Origin of the sequence: Acinetobacter sp. ACIN00229, from assembly GCF_016106645.1 — a bacterium.
In the GTDB taxonomy this organism is placed as follows: Bacteria; Pseudomonadota; Gammaproteobacteria; order Pseudomonadales; family Moraxellaceae; genus Acinetobacter; species Acinetobacter oleivorans.
The window spans coordinates 26,892-44,054 of record NZ_JADWOM010000021.1 but is presented as its reverse complement, the minus strand read 5'-3'; the positions used below and the strand labels follow the sequence as shown (position 1 = coordinate 44,054).

Genomic DNA, 17,163 nt, shown 5'->3' with positions numbered 1-17,163 from the left:
TAAATTAGAGTTTCTCAGCTTTAGCAATCACTTCGTCAATACCACCAACCATATAGAACGCTTGTTCTGGGATGTGATCGTATTCACCAGCTAATAGACCTTTAAAGCCACGAATCGTTTCTTTAAGTGGTACTAATTTACCAGGAGCACCAGTAAACACTTCAGCTACGTGGAATGGTTGAGAGAAGAAACGTTGGATTTTACGCGCACGGTAAACAACCAATTTATCTTCTTCAGCTAACTCATCCATACCCAAGATTGCGATAATGTCTTTAAGCTCTTTATAACGTTGCAATACGTTCTGTACAGAACGAGCAATTTCATAATGCTCTTGACCAACAACTAATGGGTCTAACTGACGTGAAGTTGAGTCAAGTGGATCGATCGCTGGATAGATACCAGAAGATGCGATGTCACGGCTCAATACTACTGTTGCATCTAAGTGAGCAAATGTAGTTGCAGGCGATGGATCTGTTAAGTCATCGGCAGGTACATATACTGCTTGGATCGATGTGATCGAACCAGATTTAGTAGATGTAATACGCTCTTGAAGAACACCCATTTCTTCTGCAAGTGTAGGTTGGTAACCTACCGCAGATGGCATACGACCTAACAATGCTGATACTTCAGTACCTGCAAGTGTATAACGGTAGATGTTGTCGACGAATAATAATACGTCACGACCTTTACCATTTTCGTCTTTTTGATCACGGAAATATTCAGCCATAGTCAAACCAGTTAACGCTACGCGTAAACGGTTACCTGGTGGCTCGTTCATCTGACCGTAGACCATTGCTACTTTGTCAAGAACGTTAGAATCTTTCATTTCGTGATAGAAGTCGTTACCTTCACGAGTACGCTCACCAACACCAGCAAACACAGATAAACCTGAGTGAGCTTTCGCGATGTTGTTGATCAACTCCATCATGTTAACGGTTTTACCAACACCCGCACCACCGAATAAACCAACTTTACCACCTTTTGCAAACGGGCAAAGTAAGTCAATTACTTTAATACCAGTTTCTAAAAGATCAGTAGAAGCTGCTTGTTCAGCATAAGAAGGTGCTTCACGGTGAATCGGCAAACGCTCTTCAGTCGCAACAGGACCTGCTTCATCAATCGGGCGACCCAAAACGTCCATGATACGACCAAGCGTAGCTGGACCTACTGGAACAGAAATCGGTGCATTTGTGCTGGTTACGTTAAGGCCACGTTTAAGACCTTCTGTAGAACCCATTGCGATGGTACGAACAACACCATCGCCAAGCTGTTGCTGAACTTCTAATGTAGTTTCAGTACCGTCAACTTGGAGAGCGTCATAGATCTTAGGAACGCTATTGCGCTCAAACTCGACGTCGATAACCGCGCCGATGATCTGAATGATACGACCGCTACTCATTGCTGTCTCCTCAATTCAAACTTAATAATGTTAAACGGCAGCGGCACCGCCAACGATCTCAGAAATTTCCTGAGTAATCGCGGCTTGACGCAGCTTGTTGTAAATGAGTTGTAGGTCTTTAATCAGTTGTCCTGCGTTGTCTGTCGCTGCTTTCATCGCGACCATACGAGCTGACTGCTCACATGCAACGTTTTCAATCACACCTTGATAAACCATAGACTCGATATAGCGAACCAACAAACCATTTAACAATTCTTCTGCTTCTGGTTCGTAGATATAGTCCCAACCATAAGTACGGTTGAGATCATCGCCTTCTTCTGCTGGTGCTAAAGGAACAAGTTGTTCTACTTTAGGCTGCTGAGTCATTGCATTAACGAAGCCATTTGATACGAGGTAGATACGATCTAATTCGCCCTTATCAAATGCATCAAGCATAACTTGTACTGAGCCAGTTAACTGTTCCAAACTCGGCGCATCGCCAAGTTGGGTAGTTGCACCAAGCACTTTACCGCCGTAATTCTTAAAAAACGAAACCGCTTTTTGACCAATTAAAGCAAATTCAACTTCAATTGACTGCTGTTGTTGTGCTTTGACATGCTGCACAACTTTCTTGAACAAGTTAATGTTCAAGCCACCTGCCAAACCACGATCTGAAGACACTACGATATAGCCAACGCGCTTAACTGGGCGATCAACCATATAACGGTGTTTGTATTCAGGGTTTGCTTGGACCAAGTGAGCAATTACACGGCGCATATTATCGGCATACGGACGGCCCTGAGCCATGCGCTCTTGCGCACGACGCATTTTAGAAGCAGCTACCATTTGCATCGCGCGAGTAATCTTTTGCGTGCTCTTGATACTAGCTACTTTGGCGCGAATTTCTTTTAAATTTGCCATACGCTTAACCTAGTATTCGAAAGCTCTTTCGAGCTTCCGAAGGTTGATCCGTGAACCAAACTTAACTAAAACTGAACTTAGTAAGTTTGAGTCGCTTTAAAGCTTTCAATACCTGCTTTGATTGCTGCTTCGATGTCTTTGTTGTAATCACCAGTTTCATCGATTTGTTTCATCAACGGAGCATATTCTGCGCGGAAGTAAGAAATTAACGCAGCATCAAAGTCTACGATTTTCTTAACTTCTACGTCAGCCATATAGCCTTCGTTAGATGCATAAACAGAAACAGCTTGGTCAGCAATTGAGTAAGGAGCATATTGCTTTTGCTTCATTAACTCAGTTACACGTTGACCATGTTCAAGTTGCTTACGAGTTGCTTCGTCAAGGTCAGAAGCGAACTGAGCAAACGCAGCCAATTCACGGTATTGTGCTAAAGCAGTACGGATACCACCAGACAATTTTTTGATGATCTTAGTTTGAGCAGAACCACCAACACGAGATACAGAGATACCCGCGTTCACAGCAGGACGAATACCTGCGTTGAATAATGATGTTTCTAAGAAGATCTGACCGTCAGTAATCGAAATTACGTTCGTTGGTACGAATGCAGATACATCACCTGCTTGAGTTTCAATAATTGGCAATGCAGTTAAAGAACCAGTTTTACCAGTTACTGCGCCATTAGTGAATTTCTCAACGTAGTCAGCAGATACACGAGAAGCACGTTCAAGAAGACGTGAGTGAAGATAGAATACGTCACCCGGATACGCTTCACGACCTGGTGGACGACGTAAAAGTAATGAAATTTGACGGTAAGCAACTGCTTGCTTAGACAAATCATCATAAATAATAAGAGCGTCTTCACCGCGGTCACGGAAGTATTCACCCATTGTACAGCCAGAGTACGGAGCCAAGTACTGCATTGCAGCAGGATCAGCAGCCGCAGCAGCGACAACAGTTGTATACGCCATAGCGCCAGTTTCTTCTAGCTTACGTACAACGTTTGCAATTGTTGATTGTTTTTGACCAATCGCAACGTATACGCATTTAATGCCAGAGTTTTTCTGAGCGATAATCGCATCGATCGCCATCGCTGTTTTACCAGTTTGACGGTCACCAATAATCAACTCACGCTGACCACGACCCACAGGAATCATGGTATCAACTGATTTGTAACCAGTTTGAACAGGTTCGTCTACAGATTGACGCCAAATTACGCCTGGTGCTACTTTTTCAACAGCATCAGTTAATTTTGCATCAATTGGGCCTTTACCATCAATTGGGTTACCCAAAGCGTCGACAACACGGCCAAGAAGTTCCGGACCAACTGGAACTTCAAGTACACGACCTGTACAACGAGCTTTTTGACCTTCTTGAAGGCTTAAGTAGTTACCTAAGACAACGGCACCCACTGAATCCTGTTCTAGGTTCAGTGCCATACCAAATAAGCCGCCGTCAAATTCGATCATTTCACCGTACATTGCATCAGCAAGACCGTGAATGCGCACGATACCGTCGGATACCATAACAATGGTACCTTCGTTTTTAGCGGTCGCGCTGGTGTCCAGATCGCTGATACGCTGTTTAATGAGCGCACTGATCTCGGATGGATTCAGTTGTTGCATTGCGCTATTCCTCAATCTTTTATTAGTTCAGTCTTCATCATTTGCATTATGCAAGAAGACGAGTACGCATTTTTTCAAGCTTGTTAAGCGCAGAATCATCTATCACTTGATCGCCTGCACGAATTACAACACCTGCAATAAGCTCAGGTTTAACTTCAACTGAAACAGTTACAGTACTGTTGAAACGCTTTTCTAAAGCAGATTTCAACAATTGCTCTTGTTCAGCAGTTAATGGGAAAGCCGATTCAATCACGACATCCACATTGTTGTTATTCTGTGATTTAAGCTGTTCATATTCTGCTTCAATTTCAGGTAACAACATTAAACGATCGTTATCTGCAAGAAGTGTCAAAAAGTTAGACACTGCTTGAGATTGACCTTCACCTAAAACTTTAGCAAAAAGCTTCACTTGCTCCACAGGAGTAAGTTCAGGGCGATTTAAATAAGCGGAAAATGCTTCGTCTTGCACCGCAGCACTGAGCACTTGTAACGCATTCGACCAATTGTCTGTTGCACCTTGCTCAGAAGCATAAGCAAATGCTGCTTTGGCATACGGACGTGCCAACGTCAAGAGTTCAGCCATGATTCGCCTCTCTTAAAGTTTAGCAGCCAGCTGAGACAGCATGGCATTATGAGCTTCTGCGTCAACTTGCTGGTTCAGGATTTTTTCTGCGCCAGTTACTGCCAAAGCAGCTACTTGTTGACGTAATTCTTCGCGAGCAGAATTGATATCTTGATCAACAGCTTCTTTAGCCTGTTGACGAATACGCTCACCTTCAGCCGCAGCTTGAGTACGAGCTTCTTCGATCAATTGTGCTGCACGACGGTTCGCTTGTTCGATCAATTGAGCCGCTTGTGCTTTAGCTGCATCAAGCTCTTGCTTTACTTGCGATTGTGCATCGGCAAGATCAGCTTTCGCTTTTTCTGCTGCATTTAAGCCATCAGCAATTTTACGCTGACGCTCACTAATCGCATTGATTAGTGGTGGCCAAACAAACTTCATGCAGAATGCAACAAAGAATGCAAACGCAATCGCTTGACCAATCAATGTGAGGTTGATATTCATTGCAATTCCTCAAATAGTGGATTTAGGAATTAAGATGATTAACCTACAAATGGATTAGCGAAGATGAAGAACAAGCCAATACCAACACCGATCATAGGCACAGCATCAAGAAGACCCGCGATTAAGAACATACGAGTTTGAAGTTGTGGAGCCAATTCTGGTTGACGAGCAACAGCTTCTAAAAAGCGACCACCCAAAAGACCAAAACCAATCGCAGTACCTAAAGCACCGAAAGCGATCAAGATAGCAGATGCAATTGCAACTAGACCTAAAGTGAGTTCCATGAAAAATTCCTCAGAGGTTAGGTTATTACCAAATTAAATTAAAAAAATTCAGCCCAACCATCGTTTGATAGTTAGGCAATACCATTAATGTTTTTCGCTTGCCATGCTCAAGTAAACGATGGTAAGCATCATAAAGATGAATGCCTGCAACGTGATTACAAGAATGTGGAAGATCGCCCAAGGCACAGACAACGCCCATTGAATCCAGAACGGCAATAAAGCAATTAGGATAAAGATCAACTCACCGGCATACATGTTACCGAATAGTCGGAGAGCTAATGAAATCGGACGAGCAAGGAATGTTACCAATTCCAAAATCAAGTTCACTGGAATAAGCAACGCTTTTGCAACTGGATTACTTGGGTTAAATGGGTTAAGTGCCAATTCACCAACGAAACCACTAACACCCTTTTCGCGGATGCTGTAGAACAAGATAAGTACAAATACAGATAAAGACATACCTAAAGTAATGTTTGGATCTGTAGATGGAACGATCTTGAAGTAAACGTGGTGAGGGTCCATACCAAATACGTTTGCACCTACAAACGCTGCAACTTGAGGAATCCAGTCAACTGGGATCAAGTCCATTAAGTTCATGAGGAAAATCCACACGAAAATAGTGAGTGCAAGCGGAGCGATTAAACGTGATTTGCCATGAAAAGTATCACGGACACTTGAGTCAACAAACTCGATGATCATTTCAATTGCAGACTGGAATTTAGTTGGAACACCTGCATTAGCAGCTTTCGCAACGATCCAGAACATCAAACAGAAAATAACACCAAGGCCAATTGACCAACCCATTGAATCCAAGTGAATTGCAGTGAACCCCATCGAATGAGCTTCTTCAGCAGTCTCAGCCAATTTCCATGTACCGTCTGGCATTTTGCCATAGGTCATATTGGTCAAGTGATGCTTGATATACTCTGTCGAAGTGAGGGCATGTTCTTCAGCAGCCATAAATCACACCTGGTCAATGTCAATTACTAAAAAGAAGGGAAACGAACATCGGCGCACTGTCGATATCTCGCTACCCTCCAAAAAATCTTCAATTCTTCTTGTTTCTACACCCGTTTTTGTAGACGTGACACCCAAAACGGAGCGACCCACGACATTGTCTGAACGAGAATAAAACCAAACAGCAATGCTAACGGTGATAAAGGTTTAACATTGCTCAAAATCAAAATAAATCCAACGATCATGATTGCAAATTTGCCTAACATGCCCCTATACATGTTAGACAGCACTTGTTTTGATGCTCTCGCACCTGCTGTCCTGAAGGATTGCCACGAGAAATAACTCATAGCAAGCCAGCAAACCAGTGCACCAAGTGCCGCACTTAATGCTGCTGTCATGTCTTTTATGCTCCACGCCACTAAGGCGGAAACAGGGATCATACATGCTTGTAAGAAGACCAAAGCTTTTGCTAATCGTCGGTCAATCAAGCGACTAGTTTGGCTCATTATTTATCCACTCACAGCATAAATGCTTGACAAGTTTAGCTGATGATCGCTTTTAATCGCAGGCATTATAGAGTTACACCCCTGAACATGCAATCTTTTCCCGACTTTAGTCGGGGTTTTTCATGACAGGTGGTGCTGACGCTACAGTCAGCCTTTGTTTATTTTTTATCTTACTTTTGCGTACTTAATACACATTTATCTGTTTTTATAGCCAGTTTCTTCCATGCAGTGACGAAATCATCCTCGTTATTCATGCTCTCGTCTACGGGTTGAAAAGTAATGTTACCTAATTTTTGATACTGACTTTTAGTGGTAAAACTTTCCGCTAACAAACACATCTGATCTTTTGGTCGATTATCATTAAGATACTTAATTTGAGCTGCTGTTGGTGCAACATGAGGATCATCTGTCAAAGCGCCTGCGAACTTTAAATTTAAAGAGCGTTCTAAATATTGATAGGCATCATGATATGACCAATATGGCTTACCATTACTTGTGCTGTCATAAGCTTGTGCTGCCTGAAACATTTTGCGAGCAAAGATATTAGCATTATTCCAATATTTAGCCTTATTTTCAGGATGCTGCTGAGAACGTAAAGCTGCAATAAAGAAACCGATTCGAACTGCATTGTTTGGTTCTAGCCACACATGAGTATCTACTGTATTAGGTAACGCTACACCGCGTGTACTACGCAGGGGTAAAACAGAAACTATGCCACTATCTAATAAGGCAATTGCTTTCTTATTATTACCTAACAATTTATTTAGAGGTGCTTCATGAGCCTTACCCAACCAAATGACCAATGATGCATCATTAATTGCTTTACGGTGCGCTGGGGTTAATTGTACGTCATGCCCAGTTTGTCCCTTTAATAAGAGTTGTGGTTCCTCAATACCTTGAGTGACTTCTTTTGCAATCAGATAGATCGGGTGTGTAGAAACCACCAAACCCTGACTCCACCCTAACGTACTCAAAAGAGAGAACATACTGAAAACAAAAAAACGGAACATGACAGACCATCAATTTAAATTAGCTCGAAGCATGTTATAATATAACAAAGTTACAAAAATACCTAAGATTAATCGAATGAAGCATCGCTTCATGCTAATATTCCGTTAAAAATTCGAGGTTATTTCTATGAGTTCCTGCTCGCATGAACATCATGATTCTTTGCATGGTGTGCATGATCACCATAATGTCGCAAACCGTTTAGCTGAAGCAGAAAATTTATGTTCTGCGACTGGCGCACGACTTACGCCTTTGCGCAAAGAAGTTTTGGAACTCATTTTAAATGCTTCGGGTCCAATGGGCGCCTATGACTTACTCGCACGTATAAAAAGCCAAACTGATCGTCCGGCTGCTCCTCCAACTGTTTATAGAACTTTAGATTTTTTATTAGAAAAAGGTTTGATCCATCGCCTAACTTCTATTAATGCCTATATTCCCTGTTGCCACCCTCGCGAAGGTCATCAAGCAGCATTCCTAATCTGCACCGAATGCCACATGGTTAAAGAAGCCTCTTCTCAAGGTTTAACTCACCAGCTTGACCAACTTGCAGCGTCAGATGAGTTCGTGGCTCAACACAGCATTATTGAAATTTCGGGGAAATGCCAACAGTGCCGCACAACTCGTTAAATCCTGTATTAATTCAGCTTGAGCAGGTTTCTGTTCATCGTGATAATCGGGAAATTTTAAAAAAAGTTGATTTTGCTCTGCATCAAAATGAAATTGTGTCTTTAATTGGACCAAATGGTGCTGGCAAATCAACACTGATTAAAGTTCTACTTGGTATTCTCCAACCGAGTAGTGGACGCATTGTTAATTATAAAAAACTCAAAATGGCGTATGTGCCACAAAAATTTAATCCTTCACACAGTCTACCTTTGCGTGTTCAGGATCTACTTGATTTAGAAAAGTGTAGCCCTGCCCTTCGTCAGGAAATTACTCAAGACACAGGCATCTCCAAGTTACAACAATCAAAAGTACAACAACTTTCCGGTGGTGAGCGCCAACGCGTATTACTAGCGCGTGCTCTACTTCGTCAGCCAGATATTTTAGTTCTTGACGAACCGATGCAAGGTTTAGATATTCAGTCAGAAGCTGAACTTTATGAATATGTCCGTAGTCTGCCAGAACGATATGGTTGTGCAATCTTAATTGTTTCTCATGACTTACAATGGGTGATGGAAGGAACACACCGCGTAGTGTGTTTAAATAAACATATTTGCTGTAGTGGGTTACCCGAGAATATTCAACAACATCCTGAATATCAGGCGATCTTTGGAACTCAACGAGTTTTCTACCAACATCATCATGATCATTGTGCTCACGGTGATGCAGCACACCCCTGCCCTTATAATGACCGTCCTCACATCCACCCAGAACCGGAAGCTTAAGCCATGATGGAATGGTTACAATTATTGTTACCCGCATGGATTATGGGAACCTTATTGGTGTTTTTAACCGCACCTCTGGGTTGTCTAATGCTTTGGAGACGCATGTCTTTTTTTGCTGACACCATGGCACACGGAACACTACTTGGGGTTGCTATCGCAGGTGCTTTAAGCCTTCCTCTTTGGCTTGGTGTTGCAGGCACTGCGGTTTTACTGGTCGCAATTTTATGGGCCCTACATGACAATCGCTTACCCAATGATGCGCTCTTAGCCTTATGTTCAGCGACATTACTTTGTAGTGGCCTTCTGTTTATTCAACATGTTCCAAGTTTAAGACCTGAGCTTTTAAGTTATTTATTTGGTGACTTACTGAGTATTGATTGGCCTGACTTACCTGTTTTCACTTTAATCATTGCACTATCACTCGCAATTCTTTATCGCTTTTGGCAGCCACAAATACAGTTTGCAATTGATCCAGACATTGCAATTAGTGAAGGGGTAAATGCGAACTGGCAACGTCTTATTTTCATGCTGTTATTGGCTTTATTTACTGTATTAGCCTTACGTGCGGTAGGTTCTTTGCTTATGGGTGCATTACTCGTAATACCAGCTTTAAGCGCTCGCCTACTAGCAAACTCACCAAAGCAAATGGTCGTTTGGGCATTTGTGTTAGCTCAGCTTGGGGTGAGTGTGGGATTATGGTCAAGCGCAGCACTCAACATCTCTACCGGCTTAAGTATTGTTTTATGCATGGCCTTAACTTTCGCCGTTATTTTCATAACTCAAAAGCTAAAAAATCAGACACAGGCGGCCTAAATTAGGACGCCTGATGAACTGTACTTAATAATAAAGCCGCACAACTAAACATTACAGCAAAACCCCGATTCAAATATTTTTGCTGCTTAGGAGAGCGAAGTAATCTTAGAACCTTTGATGCTAGCCCTGTATATCCAGCCATTACAATCAAATCAATCGTAATCATTGTTATAGCCATAATCAGGTACTGTATCCATTGAGGCTTACCCAAATCTAGAAACTGGGGTAAAACAGCTAATAGAAATACAATCGCTTTGGGATTACTAATATTGACCACAAAGCCATTTAACAATAGCGCGAATACAGATTTATCTCTTTTTTCTTGTTGGATTTCTATATCTTTTATAGGTGCTGTCCACTGTAAGTAAGCAAGGTATAACAAATAAATCACACCAAACCATTTAACAAACTGAAAAGCCAAAGGTGTCGTTGCAAATAAAACTCCCACACCTGCTGCAACTACCATAATTTGAAGTAGCAAAGCGATTTGCAAACCAATCGCATTCCAATAGCCATGCCTAAAACCATAGTTTAGACCACTCGACATTGAAGCAATTGCTCCTGCACCCGGTGAGATACTAATAACCCAACAGGCCAACATATAAGCGAACCAAACTTGCAGAGACATAACAAAAAATAGACTATAAAAGTGGAATTATACTGTTTTATAAAGCTATCTTAGTCAGAATTCAAACAATAAAATCAACAAATAGACTACTAACGGCTCTTCGCATCAGGCACAATAATTAAAAGCTCATACTAAATTATAATTGAGGAGATACCTTCCAATGACTGCTCAATCCGTCATTTTGCCATTGCCATCAGATCATGCTCGCTTCATTGTTCTTCGTTTAAAAGACTTATCAATTGATGAATTAAAAAAACAAATTGGGGCTTTATTTGAAGCAAGAGACCGTCTAATTACTCAGCATTCTGATGCTCAAATTAAAACAGCAGTCGCTTTTGGTCCTGAACTATGGAAACAGCTCTATTCGCAAATTCCTGTAGGATTTAAACAGCTTGAGCCAGAACAAGGCGCATTCAACATGCCAGCTGTGCCAGCAGATGTACTCATTCATATTGCCAGCATGCGCTCTGATATTTGTTTTGCATTAAGCCAAGCATTTTTTGAAGGTATTAAAGATAAAGTCGAAGTTCTTGATGAGCGTGTTTGCTTCCGTTATTTCGATGGACGAGATATTACAGGTTTTATAGACGGTACTGAAAACCCTCAGTTCCCAGATGATCGTGCAGAAACAGCTCTTCTACCTGAAGAGGCTGGAGTATTTGCCGATGGTAGTTTCATTTTCGCGCAGCGCTATGCTCATGATTTAGAAAAATGGAAAAAATTGAAAGTTGATGCGCAAGAAAATGTCATAGGTCGCACCAAACTTGAATCTATTGAATTAGATGATGACGTTAAGCCAGAAAATGCCCATGTTGCCCGCACTGTTGTTGAGGATGATGAAGGCGAAGAAATGGAAATCTTGCGCCATAGCCTACCTTATGGCGATGGTCGAGGCGATCAGGGCTTATTTTTCATTGCTTACACAAAAGATCTCAGCATTATTGATGCCATGTTAAAGCGTATGTTCGGCACAAGTGGAGATGGTATTCATGATCGTTTATTGCACTTCGTGACACCACTTGATGGTGCTTATTACTTTGCACCAAGTGAAGAATTGCTAGAAGAAATTCTATAGAAGACTAAAAATAAAAAGAGGAGCATAAAGCTCCTCTTTTTAGATTCTAATTCTTAGAAAGGAATACGCTTATATTTGCGGTATTCAGGTTTCCAGAATGATTGATCAATTTTCTGTTTCAACAAATCATCACTAATCGTTACAGCTACACCATCAGCCATAGCTGCTTTCGCAACTTCGAATGCAATAACTCTAGAAACTTGTTGAATTTCACCCAACGGCGGCAACAAATCAGCTTGTGGATCTTTAAGCAATGGAGAGCAATTTGCTAAAGCACTACTTGACGCCATTAACATATTTTCAGTAACGCGTTTAGCACCCGATGCCACTACACCTAAGCCAATGCCTGGGAAAATGTATGAGTTATTACACTGTGAAATATTGTAAAGTTTGCCGTGATGATTCACAGGAGCAAAAGGACTACCTGTTGCAATTAATGCTTTACCTTCAGTCCACTCCACAATATCAGCTGGTACAGCTTCAACACGTGAAGTTGGGTTTGACAATGGCATGACTATTGGGCGTTCACAGTTTGCCGCTAAGGTCTTAATGATTTCTTCGGTGAACAAACCAGGCTGACCAGAAACACCAATTAACACTGTAGGCTTAGCATTTTTAACAACATCAAGCAGTGAAATCACTTCTTCAATATTGCCCCACTGATCAACTACCTCAGCTTTTTGCGCCAACTTACGTTGGAAGTCGAGCAAGTTTGGCTGATTCTCAGTGATCAAACCAAAACGGTCTACCATATAAACGCGAGCACGCGCTTCTGCATCGGTTAGACCTTCAGCAACCATTTGAGCAACAATTTGCTCCGCGATACCACAACCCGCCGAACCTGCACCTAAGAAAGCAATTTTTTGATCTTTTAATTGCTTACCCGCTGCACGACTCGCAGCAATTAAACTACCAACCGATACTGCTGCTGTTCCTTGAATATCATCGTTAAAACAGCAAATTTTATCGCGATATTTTTCTAAAAGTGGCATCGCATTTTTTTGTGCGAAATCTTCAAACTGGATTAATGCTTTTGGCCAACGACGCTTCACAGCATCAATCACCATATCTACAAATGCGTAATATTCATCGCCGCTAATACGCGGCTGACGCCAGCCCATATAGATCGGATCATTTAACAGTTGTGGATTGTTCGTCCCTACATCAATTGTGATTGGTAATGTATAAGCTGGACTAATCCCACCACAAGCTGTGTAAAGCGAAAGTTTTCCAATAGGAATCCCCATTCCGCCAATACCTTGGTCACCAAGACCTAAGATACGTTCACCATCAGTAATCACGATGACTTTTACATTATTTTTATTTACGTTCTGCAAAATATCATCAATCACATCACGATCTGGATATGAAATAAAAACACCACGATGACGACGATAGATATCAGAGAAACGCTGACATGCCTCACCTACTGTTGGGGTGTAAATAATCGGCATCATTTCTTCAAGATGATTTTCGATTAGATGATAGAACAAAGTTTCATTGGTATCTTGGATATTACGCAGATAGATATGTCGATTGATATCATCAGTGAAAGCGCAATATTGTTGATAAGAGCGCTGGCTCTGCTCTTCAATAGTTTCAATAATATGGGGGAGTAAACCGTGTAAGTTAAAGTTACTTCTTTCTTCTTCAGTGAAAGCAGAACCTTTATTTAAAAGTGGTAACTCTAAAAGTGTAAAACCTGCATATGGGATATAAAGGGGGTGTTTACTTGGGTGTCCTGATATCATTGCCTATCTCATTTTCCAGCTTAGAGTAGAGAAAAACACGTTTTTGTATGGTCTCTAAAACTCTTTGTGCGTATAAGCTTAAGCCTAATTCGTTCAAAATAGATATTTTAAACCGTGATGGTAAAATTAAAGACTATTTAGTTAAAACATGTATAAAATTAAACAATAAATATCAATATCTTAATAATTTTATGCTTTTAAAAAAACTTTTATTATTTTAATTTTAGCGGCCTAAACCATATATTTTAATACTACCATATATTTCTCCAAGAAATAATGGTAGGTTTTTAGTGTCATTTACTGATTAGAAAATCACAGAAGGCTTGTATTTATTTGTTTTTAGAATAATGAGACAGTCCACCCTGCAATATTCATTTAAAAAATAATACTCGGTAAGTGGCACAAAAAGAATTACTCGAATATTAAATCCACTCCCCTAACTCCTAGGAAATTTGCTATATTTGACGTTTTTCTGCGACATCTATTTTCGATTGATATGAATACGGCAATACAAGCAGCTCTCGACCATGCAGTGCAAACTCTTCAACAAGAAGGGGTGCTTCCTTCCGACTGGAAAAACACAAGCAACTTAACACGCACCAAAGACCGAAGCCATGGCGACTTTGCTTCTAATATTGCCATGATCGGCTCGAAAGCTGCTGGTATGAAACCACGTGATTTAGCTGAGAAAGTTCTAACTGCATTACCAGAAGTTGCAGATATCAGCAAAGCTGAAATCGCAGGACCTGGTTTTATTAACTTCTTTTTAAATGCAGACCAGCGCTTTGCTATTCTTGATCAGATTCAAGCACAAAAAGAAATCTTTGGTCGCAGCCAAGCTAATGCGGCGAAAAAGATCCAAGTTGAATTTGTTTCTGCCAACCCAACGTCTAGTCTACATGTAGGACATGGCCGTGGTGCTGCATATGGTATGACTGTTGCCACGTTACTTGAAGCAACAGGTGCTAAAGTTGACCGTGAATACTATGTGAATGATGCTGGCCGTCAAATGGATATTTTGGCGACTTCTACTTATTTACGTTATTTAGAATTACTTGGTCAAAACCTTGTATTTCCAAAAAATGCTTATCAAGGCGATTACGTTAAAGAAATCGCACAGACTATTATTGATAAAGATGGCGATGCCTACCTTCGTGAAGTGGCTGATGTCTATAAAGATGTGCCAGAAGACGTACAATATGCAGAAGAATTAGATAGCGACGGCAATAAAGTCGTTTTATCTGGCGACAAAGAAAAACATATTGATGGCCTTATTGCCAACTCACAACAGTTGTTAGGTGAAGGCTACCGTGTATTCCACCAAGCTGCTCTTCATGCCATTTTAGATGACATTAAAGATGACCTTGCTGACTTCGGTGTAACTTTCAATCAATGGTTTAGTGAAGCATCTCTTAATGCAAAAATTGATGAAGCATTAGAAACACTTGATCAACGTGGCTTTCTTTATGAAAAAGATGGCAACATCTGGTTTAAATCAACTGAATTTGGTGATGAAAAAGACCGTGTTGTTAAACGTCGTAATGGTCAAACTACATACTTTGCATCAGACATTGCATATCACTTGAATAAATTACAACGTGGTTATACGGACCTAATCGACATTTGGGGTTCTGACCACCACGGTTATATTTCTCGCGTAAAAGCGGCAATTGATGCGATGGGTTACGACTCTAAAAAATTAACTGTACTTTTAGTTCAGTTCGTAAGTCTATGGCGTGGTGGCGAGATGGTTCAAATGTCATCTCGTTCAGGGCAGTTCGTGACTTTACGTGACTTGCGTAAAGAAGTGGGCAATGACGCGGCTCGTTTCTACTACGTAATGCGTAAGAGTGAACAACACATCGATTTCGACCTTGACCTTGCTGTGTCACAAAGTAAAGACAATGCTGTGTATTACATCCAATATGCACATGCACGTATTTGCCGCATGTTAGAAAAAGCAGCAAGCACAAACTTAGAATTCGATGTAAACACTGCTCGCCCACATGCGGAACGCTTGTCTCTTGATGCGGAAACTGAGATTCTTGCTAAATTAGCAGCTTATCCAGATGCAGTGTTGCGAGCTGCAAATGCTTATGAACCACACCAGGTTGGTAACTACTTGAAAGAGTTAGCTGCCTTGTTCCACGGTTGGTACAATGAACATAAAGTATTAAGCGATGATGCCGAGCTTACACAAGCACGTTTATTACTTTCAATCAATGTACAACAAGTGTTGCGCAATGGTTTAGAATTGCTTGGTGTATCTGCACCAGAATCTATGTAAAAATTATATTGCATGACAGTAAATAAAGGTCATGCAATATATAGTAAGCAGTGGTTTGTAGAGTTAAAATAGCTGATACGAACCACTGTTTCAGCATCGTAATACGAGACTCAAACTCGAATTAAAACAATCAAAATACAGAGGAATAATCCACGTGTTTGGCAAAACGCAACGCGGTGTATCTGAAAGACCTAACAAGCCTAAAAAGCCCCTAATTCCTAAATGGTTAGGGACACTTGTCGCTATTTTGGCGGTCTTATGTATCGCTGTAGTGCTTATGCTTTGGAAACCTTGGCAACCTGTTCCCGCAAAAAATCAGATTACCTCTGAACACTATCAAGAAGAAGATACCAATAAAGACTATCGTTTCTACGATCTATTACCTCAACAACAAGTAACCCCTATTCCGGAACAAGCAATTCCTGAGAGCAAAAATCAAGGTACAGCCATGATTGTTGAGGCACCAAGTGCAGCTCAACCAGCGGCTTCAGAAAGTGCAGGAATTGATGCTAACCCATCAGCCACTGCTCCTCAGCAGCCTACCTATATTTTACAGGTTCGCAGCTATAACGACCCCGATCAGGCTGACGCTCGCCGTGCAGAAATCATTTTGAATGGCTTATCTGCAGATGTAGTCAAAAGTAGTGAAAATGGGCAAATATGGTACCGTGTTATTTCAGGTCCTTATGACTCCCAAGATGCTGCATTAGCCGCTCAACAAACATTACAACACAGTGGCATTGATTCTATCGTGATCAAACGCAAGTAACCGGCAAATAAAAAAGGAACAAATAATTGTTCCTTTTCTTTTAAATATCAGCACAATTCCTTTCATTAGTACCCATTCCCTTTTGTTTCGCTTTCTGAAATGCGGGTCTTTGCTGAATACGATGTAAAAAAGCCTGAATATTAGGGTATTTCCCTTGCAAACGTGATTGCAAAGCTTCCAGTGGGAAACTCATTTGAATATCAGCAAATGAAAAATCGCCTGCGAAATATTCATGCTCTGCCAAATAGTTTTCTAAAAAACTAATATGATCTTTCATACGTGGGCGAACAAAATTTGCCTTCACCCCTTCTGTGATTCTTTTTGCTACGGGTTGAATTAACCATGGCACATGCTTATTTACGCTATTCATGACCAAAGTCATGACTAATAATGGCATAAGTGAACCTTCAGCATAGTGCATCCAATAAATATACTGCTGTAAATCTTGGGGCTGTGTAGGTTTAAATTGCTGCTTCTGATCATAACGCTGCTGTAAATATTCCAAAATCACAGCAGATTCTGCAATGACTTGCTCATCATCAGTCAAAATCGGAGCTTTACCTAAAGGATGAATACATTTCAATGTTTCTGGAGCGGAATAGTTAGGTAAGCGTTGATAATAATGAATATCATAATCTAAGCTTAACTCTTCTAAAGCCCATAAGATTCGAAACGATCGCGAACATTCCAGGTGGTGTACACTAATCATG

Annotated in this window: 18 protein-coding genes; 6 read left to right on the top strand and 12 right to left on the bottom strand. The window is 41.0% G+C overall.

Going from position 1 to position 17,163, the window contains the following annotated elements:
* Positions 1 to 4: 4 nt before the first annotated feature.
* The 9 genes from atpD to I7H67_RS16860 all read right to left on the bottom strand — a co-directional run bounded on the left by atpD (position 5) and on the right by I7H67_RS16860 (position 7,744).
* Complete coding sequence (gene atpD, locus I7H67_RS16900; protein ID WP_004795290.1) at positions 5 to 1,399, bottom strand: F0F1 ATP synthase subunit beta; 1,395 nt, start codon at positions 1,397 to 1,399, stop codon at positions 5 to 7.
* A gap of 30 nt (positions 1,400 to 1,429) precedes the next feature.
* On the bottom strand, positions 1,430 to 2,299 hold the full coding sequence (gene atpG / locus I7H67_RS16895; RefSeq protein WP_002114131.1) for a F0F1 ATP synthase subunit gamma: 870 nt from the start codon (positions 2,297 to 2,299) through the stop codon (positions 1,430 to 1,432).
* A gap of 77 nt (positions 2,300 to 2,376) precedes the next feature.
* Complete coding sequence (gene atpA, locus I7H67_RS16890) at positions 2,377 to 3,921, bottom strand: F0F1 ATP synthase subunit alpha (protein WP_004795293.1); 1,545 nt, start codon at positions 3,919 to 3,921, stop codon at positions 2,377 to 2,379.
* A gap of 46 nt (positions 3,922 to 3,967) precedes the next feature.
* The gene (locus I7H67_RS16885; protein WP_004795294.1) at positions 3,968 to 4,504 is read right to left on the bottom strand and encodes a F0F1 ATP synthase subunit delta; all 537 of its coding nucleotides are present in this window, start codon (positions 4,502 to 4,504) and stop codon (positions 3,968 to 3,970) included.
* A 12-nt stretch (positions 4,505 to 4,516) separates the two neighbouring features.
* Complete coding sequence (locus I7H67_RS16880) at positions 4,517 to 4,987, bottom strand: F0F1 ATP synthase subunit B (RefSeq protein ID WP_004795296.1); 471 nt, start codon at positions 4,985 to 4,987, stop codon at positions 4,517 to 4,519.
* A gap of 38 nt (positions 4,988 to 5,025) precedes the next feature.
* On the bottom strand, positions 5,026 to 5,271 hold the full coding sequence (gene atpE, locus I7H67_RS16875) for a F0F1 ATP synthase subunit C (protein ID WP_000424060.1): 246 nt from the start codon (positions 5,269 to 5,271) through the stop codon (positions 5,026 to 5,028).
* 84 nt (positions 5,272 to 5,355) lie between these two features.
* Complete coding sequence (gene atpB / locus I7H67_RS16870) at positions 5,356 to 6,231, bottom strand: F0F1 ATP synthase subunit A (RefSeq protein ID WP_004795298.1); 876 nt, start codon at positions 6,229 to 6,231, stop codon at positions 5,356 to 5,358.
* A gap of 104 nt (positions 6,232 to 6,335) precedes the next feature.
* Entirely contained in the window at positions 6,336 to 6,734 is a 399-nt protein-coding gene (locus tag I7H67_RS16865; protein ID WP_004795299.1) for an ATP synthase subunit I, read from the bottom strand.
* 170 nt (positions 6,735 to 6,904) lie between these two features.
* Positions 6,905 to 7,744: a metal ABC transporter solute-binding protein, Zn/Mn family gene (locus I7H67_RS16860; RefSeq protein ID WP_198308391.1), complete on the bottom strand. Its 840-nt coding sequence runs from the start codon at positions 7,742 to 7,744 to the stop codon at positions 6,905 to 6,907.
* A gap of 127 nt (positions 7,745 to 7,871) precedes the next feature.
* Here I7H67_RS16860 and I7H67_RS16855 point away from each other — a divergent pair, with 127 nt between their 5' ends.
* Genes I7H67_RS16855 through znuB form a run of 3 tightly spaced genes read left to right on the top strand, consistent with a single transcriptional unit; the run spans position 7,872 to position 9,943 of the window.
* On the top strand, positions 7,872 to 8,369 hold the full coding sequence (locus tag I7H67_RS16855; RefSeq protein WP_005309148.1) for a transcriptional repressor: 498 nt from the start codon (positions 7,872 to 7,874) through the stop codon (positions 8,367 to 8,369).
* On the top strand, positions 8,342 to 9,130 hold the full coding sequence (gene znuC / locus I7H67_RS16850; protein ID WP_198308390.1) for a zinc ABC transporter ATP-binding protein ZnuC: 789 nt from the start codon (positions 8,342 to 8,344) through the stop codon (positions 9,128 to 9,130). The genes I7H67_RS16855 and znuC overlap by 28 nt, the downstream gene beginning before the upstream one ends.
* Positions 9,131 to 9,133: 3 nt before the next feature.
* On the top strand, positions 9,134 to 9,943 hold the full coding sequence (znuB, locus tag I7H67_RS16845) for a zinc ABC transporter permease subunit ZnuB (RefSeq protein ID WP_004795302.1): 810 nt from the start codon (positions 9,134 to 9,136) through the stop codon (positions 9,941 to 9,943).
* A gap of 1 nt (position 9,944) precedes the next feature.
* On the opposite strand, the gene I7H67_RS16840 is transcribed toward znuB, so the two are convergent.
* Positions 9,945 to 10,571 carry a LysE family transporter gene (locus tag I7H67_RS16840; protein WP_049838245.1) on the bottom strand — a complete coding sequence of 209 codons (627 nt, stop codon included), beginning with the start codon at positions 10,569 to 10,571 and terminating at the stop codon, positions 9,945 to 9,947.
* A gap of 160 nt (positions 10,572 to 10,731) precedes the next feature.
* On the opposite strand from I7H67_RS16840, the gene I7H67_RS16835 reads away from it, so the two are divergent.
* On the top strand, positions 10,732 to 11,646 hold the full coding sequence (locus I7H67_RS16835) for a Dyp-type peroxidase (RefSeq protein ID WP_198308389.1): 915 nt from the start codon (positions 10,732 to 10,734) through the stop codon (positions 11,644 to 11,646).
* A gap of 53 nt (positions 11,647 to 11,699) precedes the next feature.
* Here the strand turns inward: I7H67_RS16835 and I7H67_RS16830 are convergent, their stop codons facing one another.
* The gene (locus tag I7H67_RS16830; protein ID WP_013199187.1) at positions 11,700 to 13,397 is read right to left on the bottom strand and encodes an NAD-dependent malic enzyme; all 1,698 of its coding nucleotides are present in this window, start codon (positions 13,395 to 13,397) and stop codon (positions 11,700 to 11,702) included.
* Positions 13,398 to 13,893: 496 nt separating this feature from the next.
* On the opposite strand from I7H67_RS16830, the gene argS reads away from it, so the two are divergent.
* Together argS and I7H67_RS16820 are read left to right on the top strand one after the other, a co-directional pair.
* Positions 13,894 to 15,684, top strand: a complete 1,791-nt coding sequence (argS, locus tag I7H67_RS16825; RefSeq protein WP_198308388.1) for an arginine--tRNA ligase — start codon at positions 13,894 to 13,896, stop codon at positions 15,682 to 15,684.
* A gap of 154 nt (positions 15,685 to 15,838) precedes the next feature.
* A complete protein-coding gene (locus I7H67_RS16820; RefSeq protein ID WP_013199189.1) occupies positions 15,839 to 16,453 on the top strand; it encodes an SPOR domain-containing protein in 615 nt (204 codons plus the stop codon).
* A 40-nt stretch (positions 16,454 to 16,493) separates the two neighbouring features.
* Here I7H67_RS16820 and I7H67_RS16815 read toward each other — a convergent pair whose 3' ends face one another.
* Positions 16,494 to 17,162 carry a glutathione S-transferase family protein gene (locus tag I7H67_RS16815; protein WP_035332057.1) on the bottom strand — a complete coding sequence of 223 codons (669 nt, stop codon included), beginning with the start codon at positions 17,160 to 17,162 and terminating at the stop codon, positions 16,494 to 16,496.
* Position 17,163: the final 1 nt, after the last annotated feature.

What these genes read in the sequence shown, in the direction of transcription:
- atpD (WP_004795290.1), bottom strand. Translation starts at nt 1,399, where the DNA reads ATGAGTAGCGGTCGTATCATTCAGATCATCGGCGCGGTTATCGACGTC.
- atpG (WP_002114131.1), bottom strand. Translation starts at nt 2,299, where the DNA reads ATGGCAAATTTAAAAGAAATTCGCGCCAAAGTAGCTAGTATCAAGAGC.
- atpA (WP_004795293.1), bottom strand. Translation starts at nt 3,921, where the DNA reads ATGCAACAACTGAATCCATCCGAGATCAGTGCGCTCATTAAACAGCGT.
- I7H67_RS16885 (WP_004795294.1), bottom strand. Translation starts at nt 4,504, where the DNA reads ATGGCTGAACTCTTGACGTTGGCACGTCCGTATGCCAAAGCAGCATTT.
- I7H67_RS16880 (WP_004795296.1), bottom strand. Translation starts at nt 4,987, where the DNA reads ATGAATATCAACCTCACATTGATTGGTCAAGCGATTGCGTTTGCATTC.
- atpE (WP_000424060.1), bottom strand. Translation starts at nt 5,271, where the DNA reads ATGGAACTCACTTTAGGTCTAGTTGCAATTGCATCTGCTATCTTGATC.
- atpB (WP_004795298.1), bottom strand. Translation starts at nt 6,231, where the DNA reads ATGGCTGCTGAAGAACATGCCCTCACTTCGACAGAGTATATCAAGCAT.
- I7H67_RS16865 (WP_004795299.1), bottom strand. Translation starts at nt 6,734, where the DNA reads ATGAGCCAAACTAGTCGCTTGATTGACCGACGATTAGCAAAAGCTTTG.
- I7H67_RS16860 (WP_198308391.1), bottom strand. Translation starts at nt 7,744, where the DNA reads ATGTTCCGTTTTTTTGTTTTCAGTATGTTCTCTCTTTTGAGTACGTTA.
- I7H67_RS16855 (WP_005309148.1), top strand. Translation starts at nt 7,872, where the DNA reads ATGAGTTCCTGCTCGCATGAACATCATGATTCTTTGCATGGTGTGCAT.
- znuC (WP_198308390.1), top strand. Translation starts at nt 8,342, where the DNA reads ATGCCAACAGTGCCGCACAACTCGTTAAATCCTGTATTAATTCAGCTT.
- znuB (WP_004795302.1), top strand. Translation starts at nt 9,134, where the DNA reads ATGATGGAATGGTTACAATTATTGTTACCCGCATGGATTATGGGAACC.
- I7H67_RS16840 (WP_049838245.1), bottom strand. Translation starts at nt 10,571, where the DNA reads ATGTCTCTGCAAGTTTGGTTCGCTTATATGTTGGCCTGTTGGGTTATT.
- I7H67_RS16835 (WP_198308389.1), top strand. Translation starts at nt 10,732, where the DNA reads ATGACTGCTCAATCCGTCATTTTGCCATTGCCATCAGATCATGCTCGC.
- I7H67_RS16830 (WP_013199187.1), bottom strand. Translation starts at nt 13,397, where the DNA reads ATGATATCAGGACACCCAAGTAAACACCCCCTTTATATCCCATATGCA.
- argS (WP_198308388.1), top strand. Translation starts at nt 13,894, where the DNA reads ATGAATACGGCAATACAAGCAGCTCTCGACCATGCAGTGCAAACTCTT.
- I7H67_RS16815 (WP_035332057.1), bottom strand. Translation starts at nt 17,162, where the DNA reads ATGATTAGTGTACACCACCTGGAATGTTCGCGATCGTTTCGAATCTTA.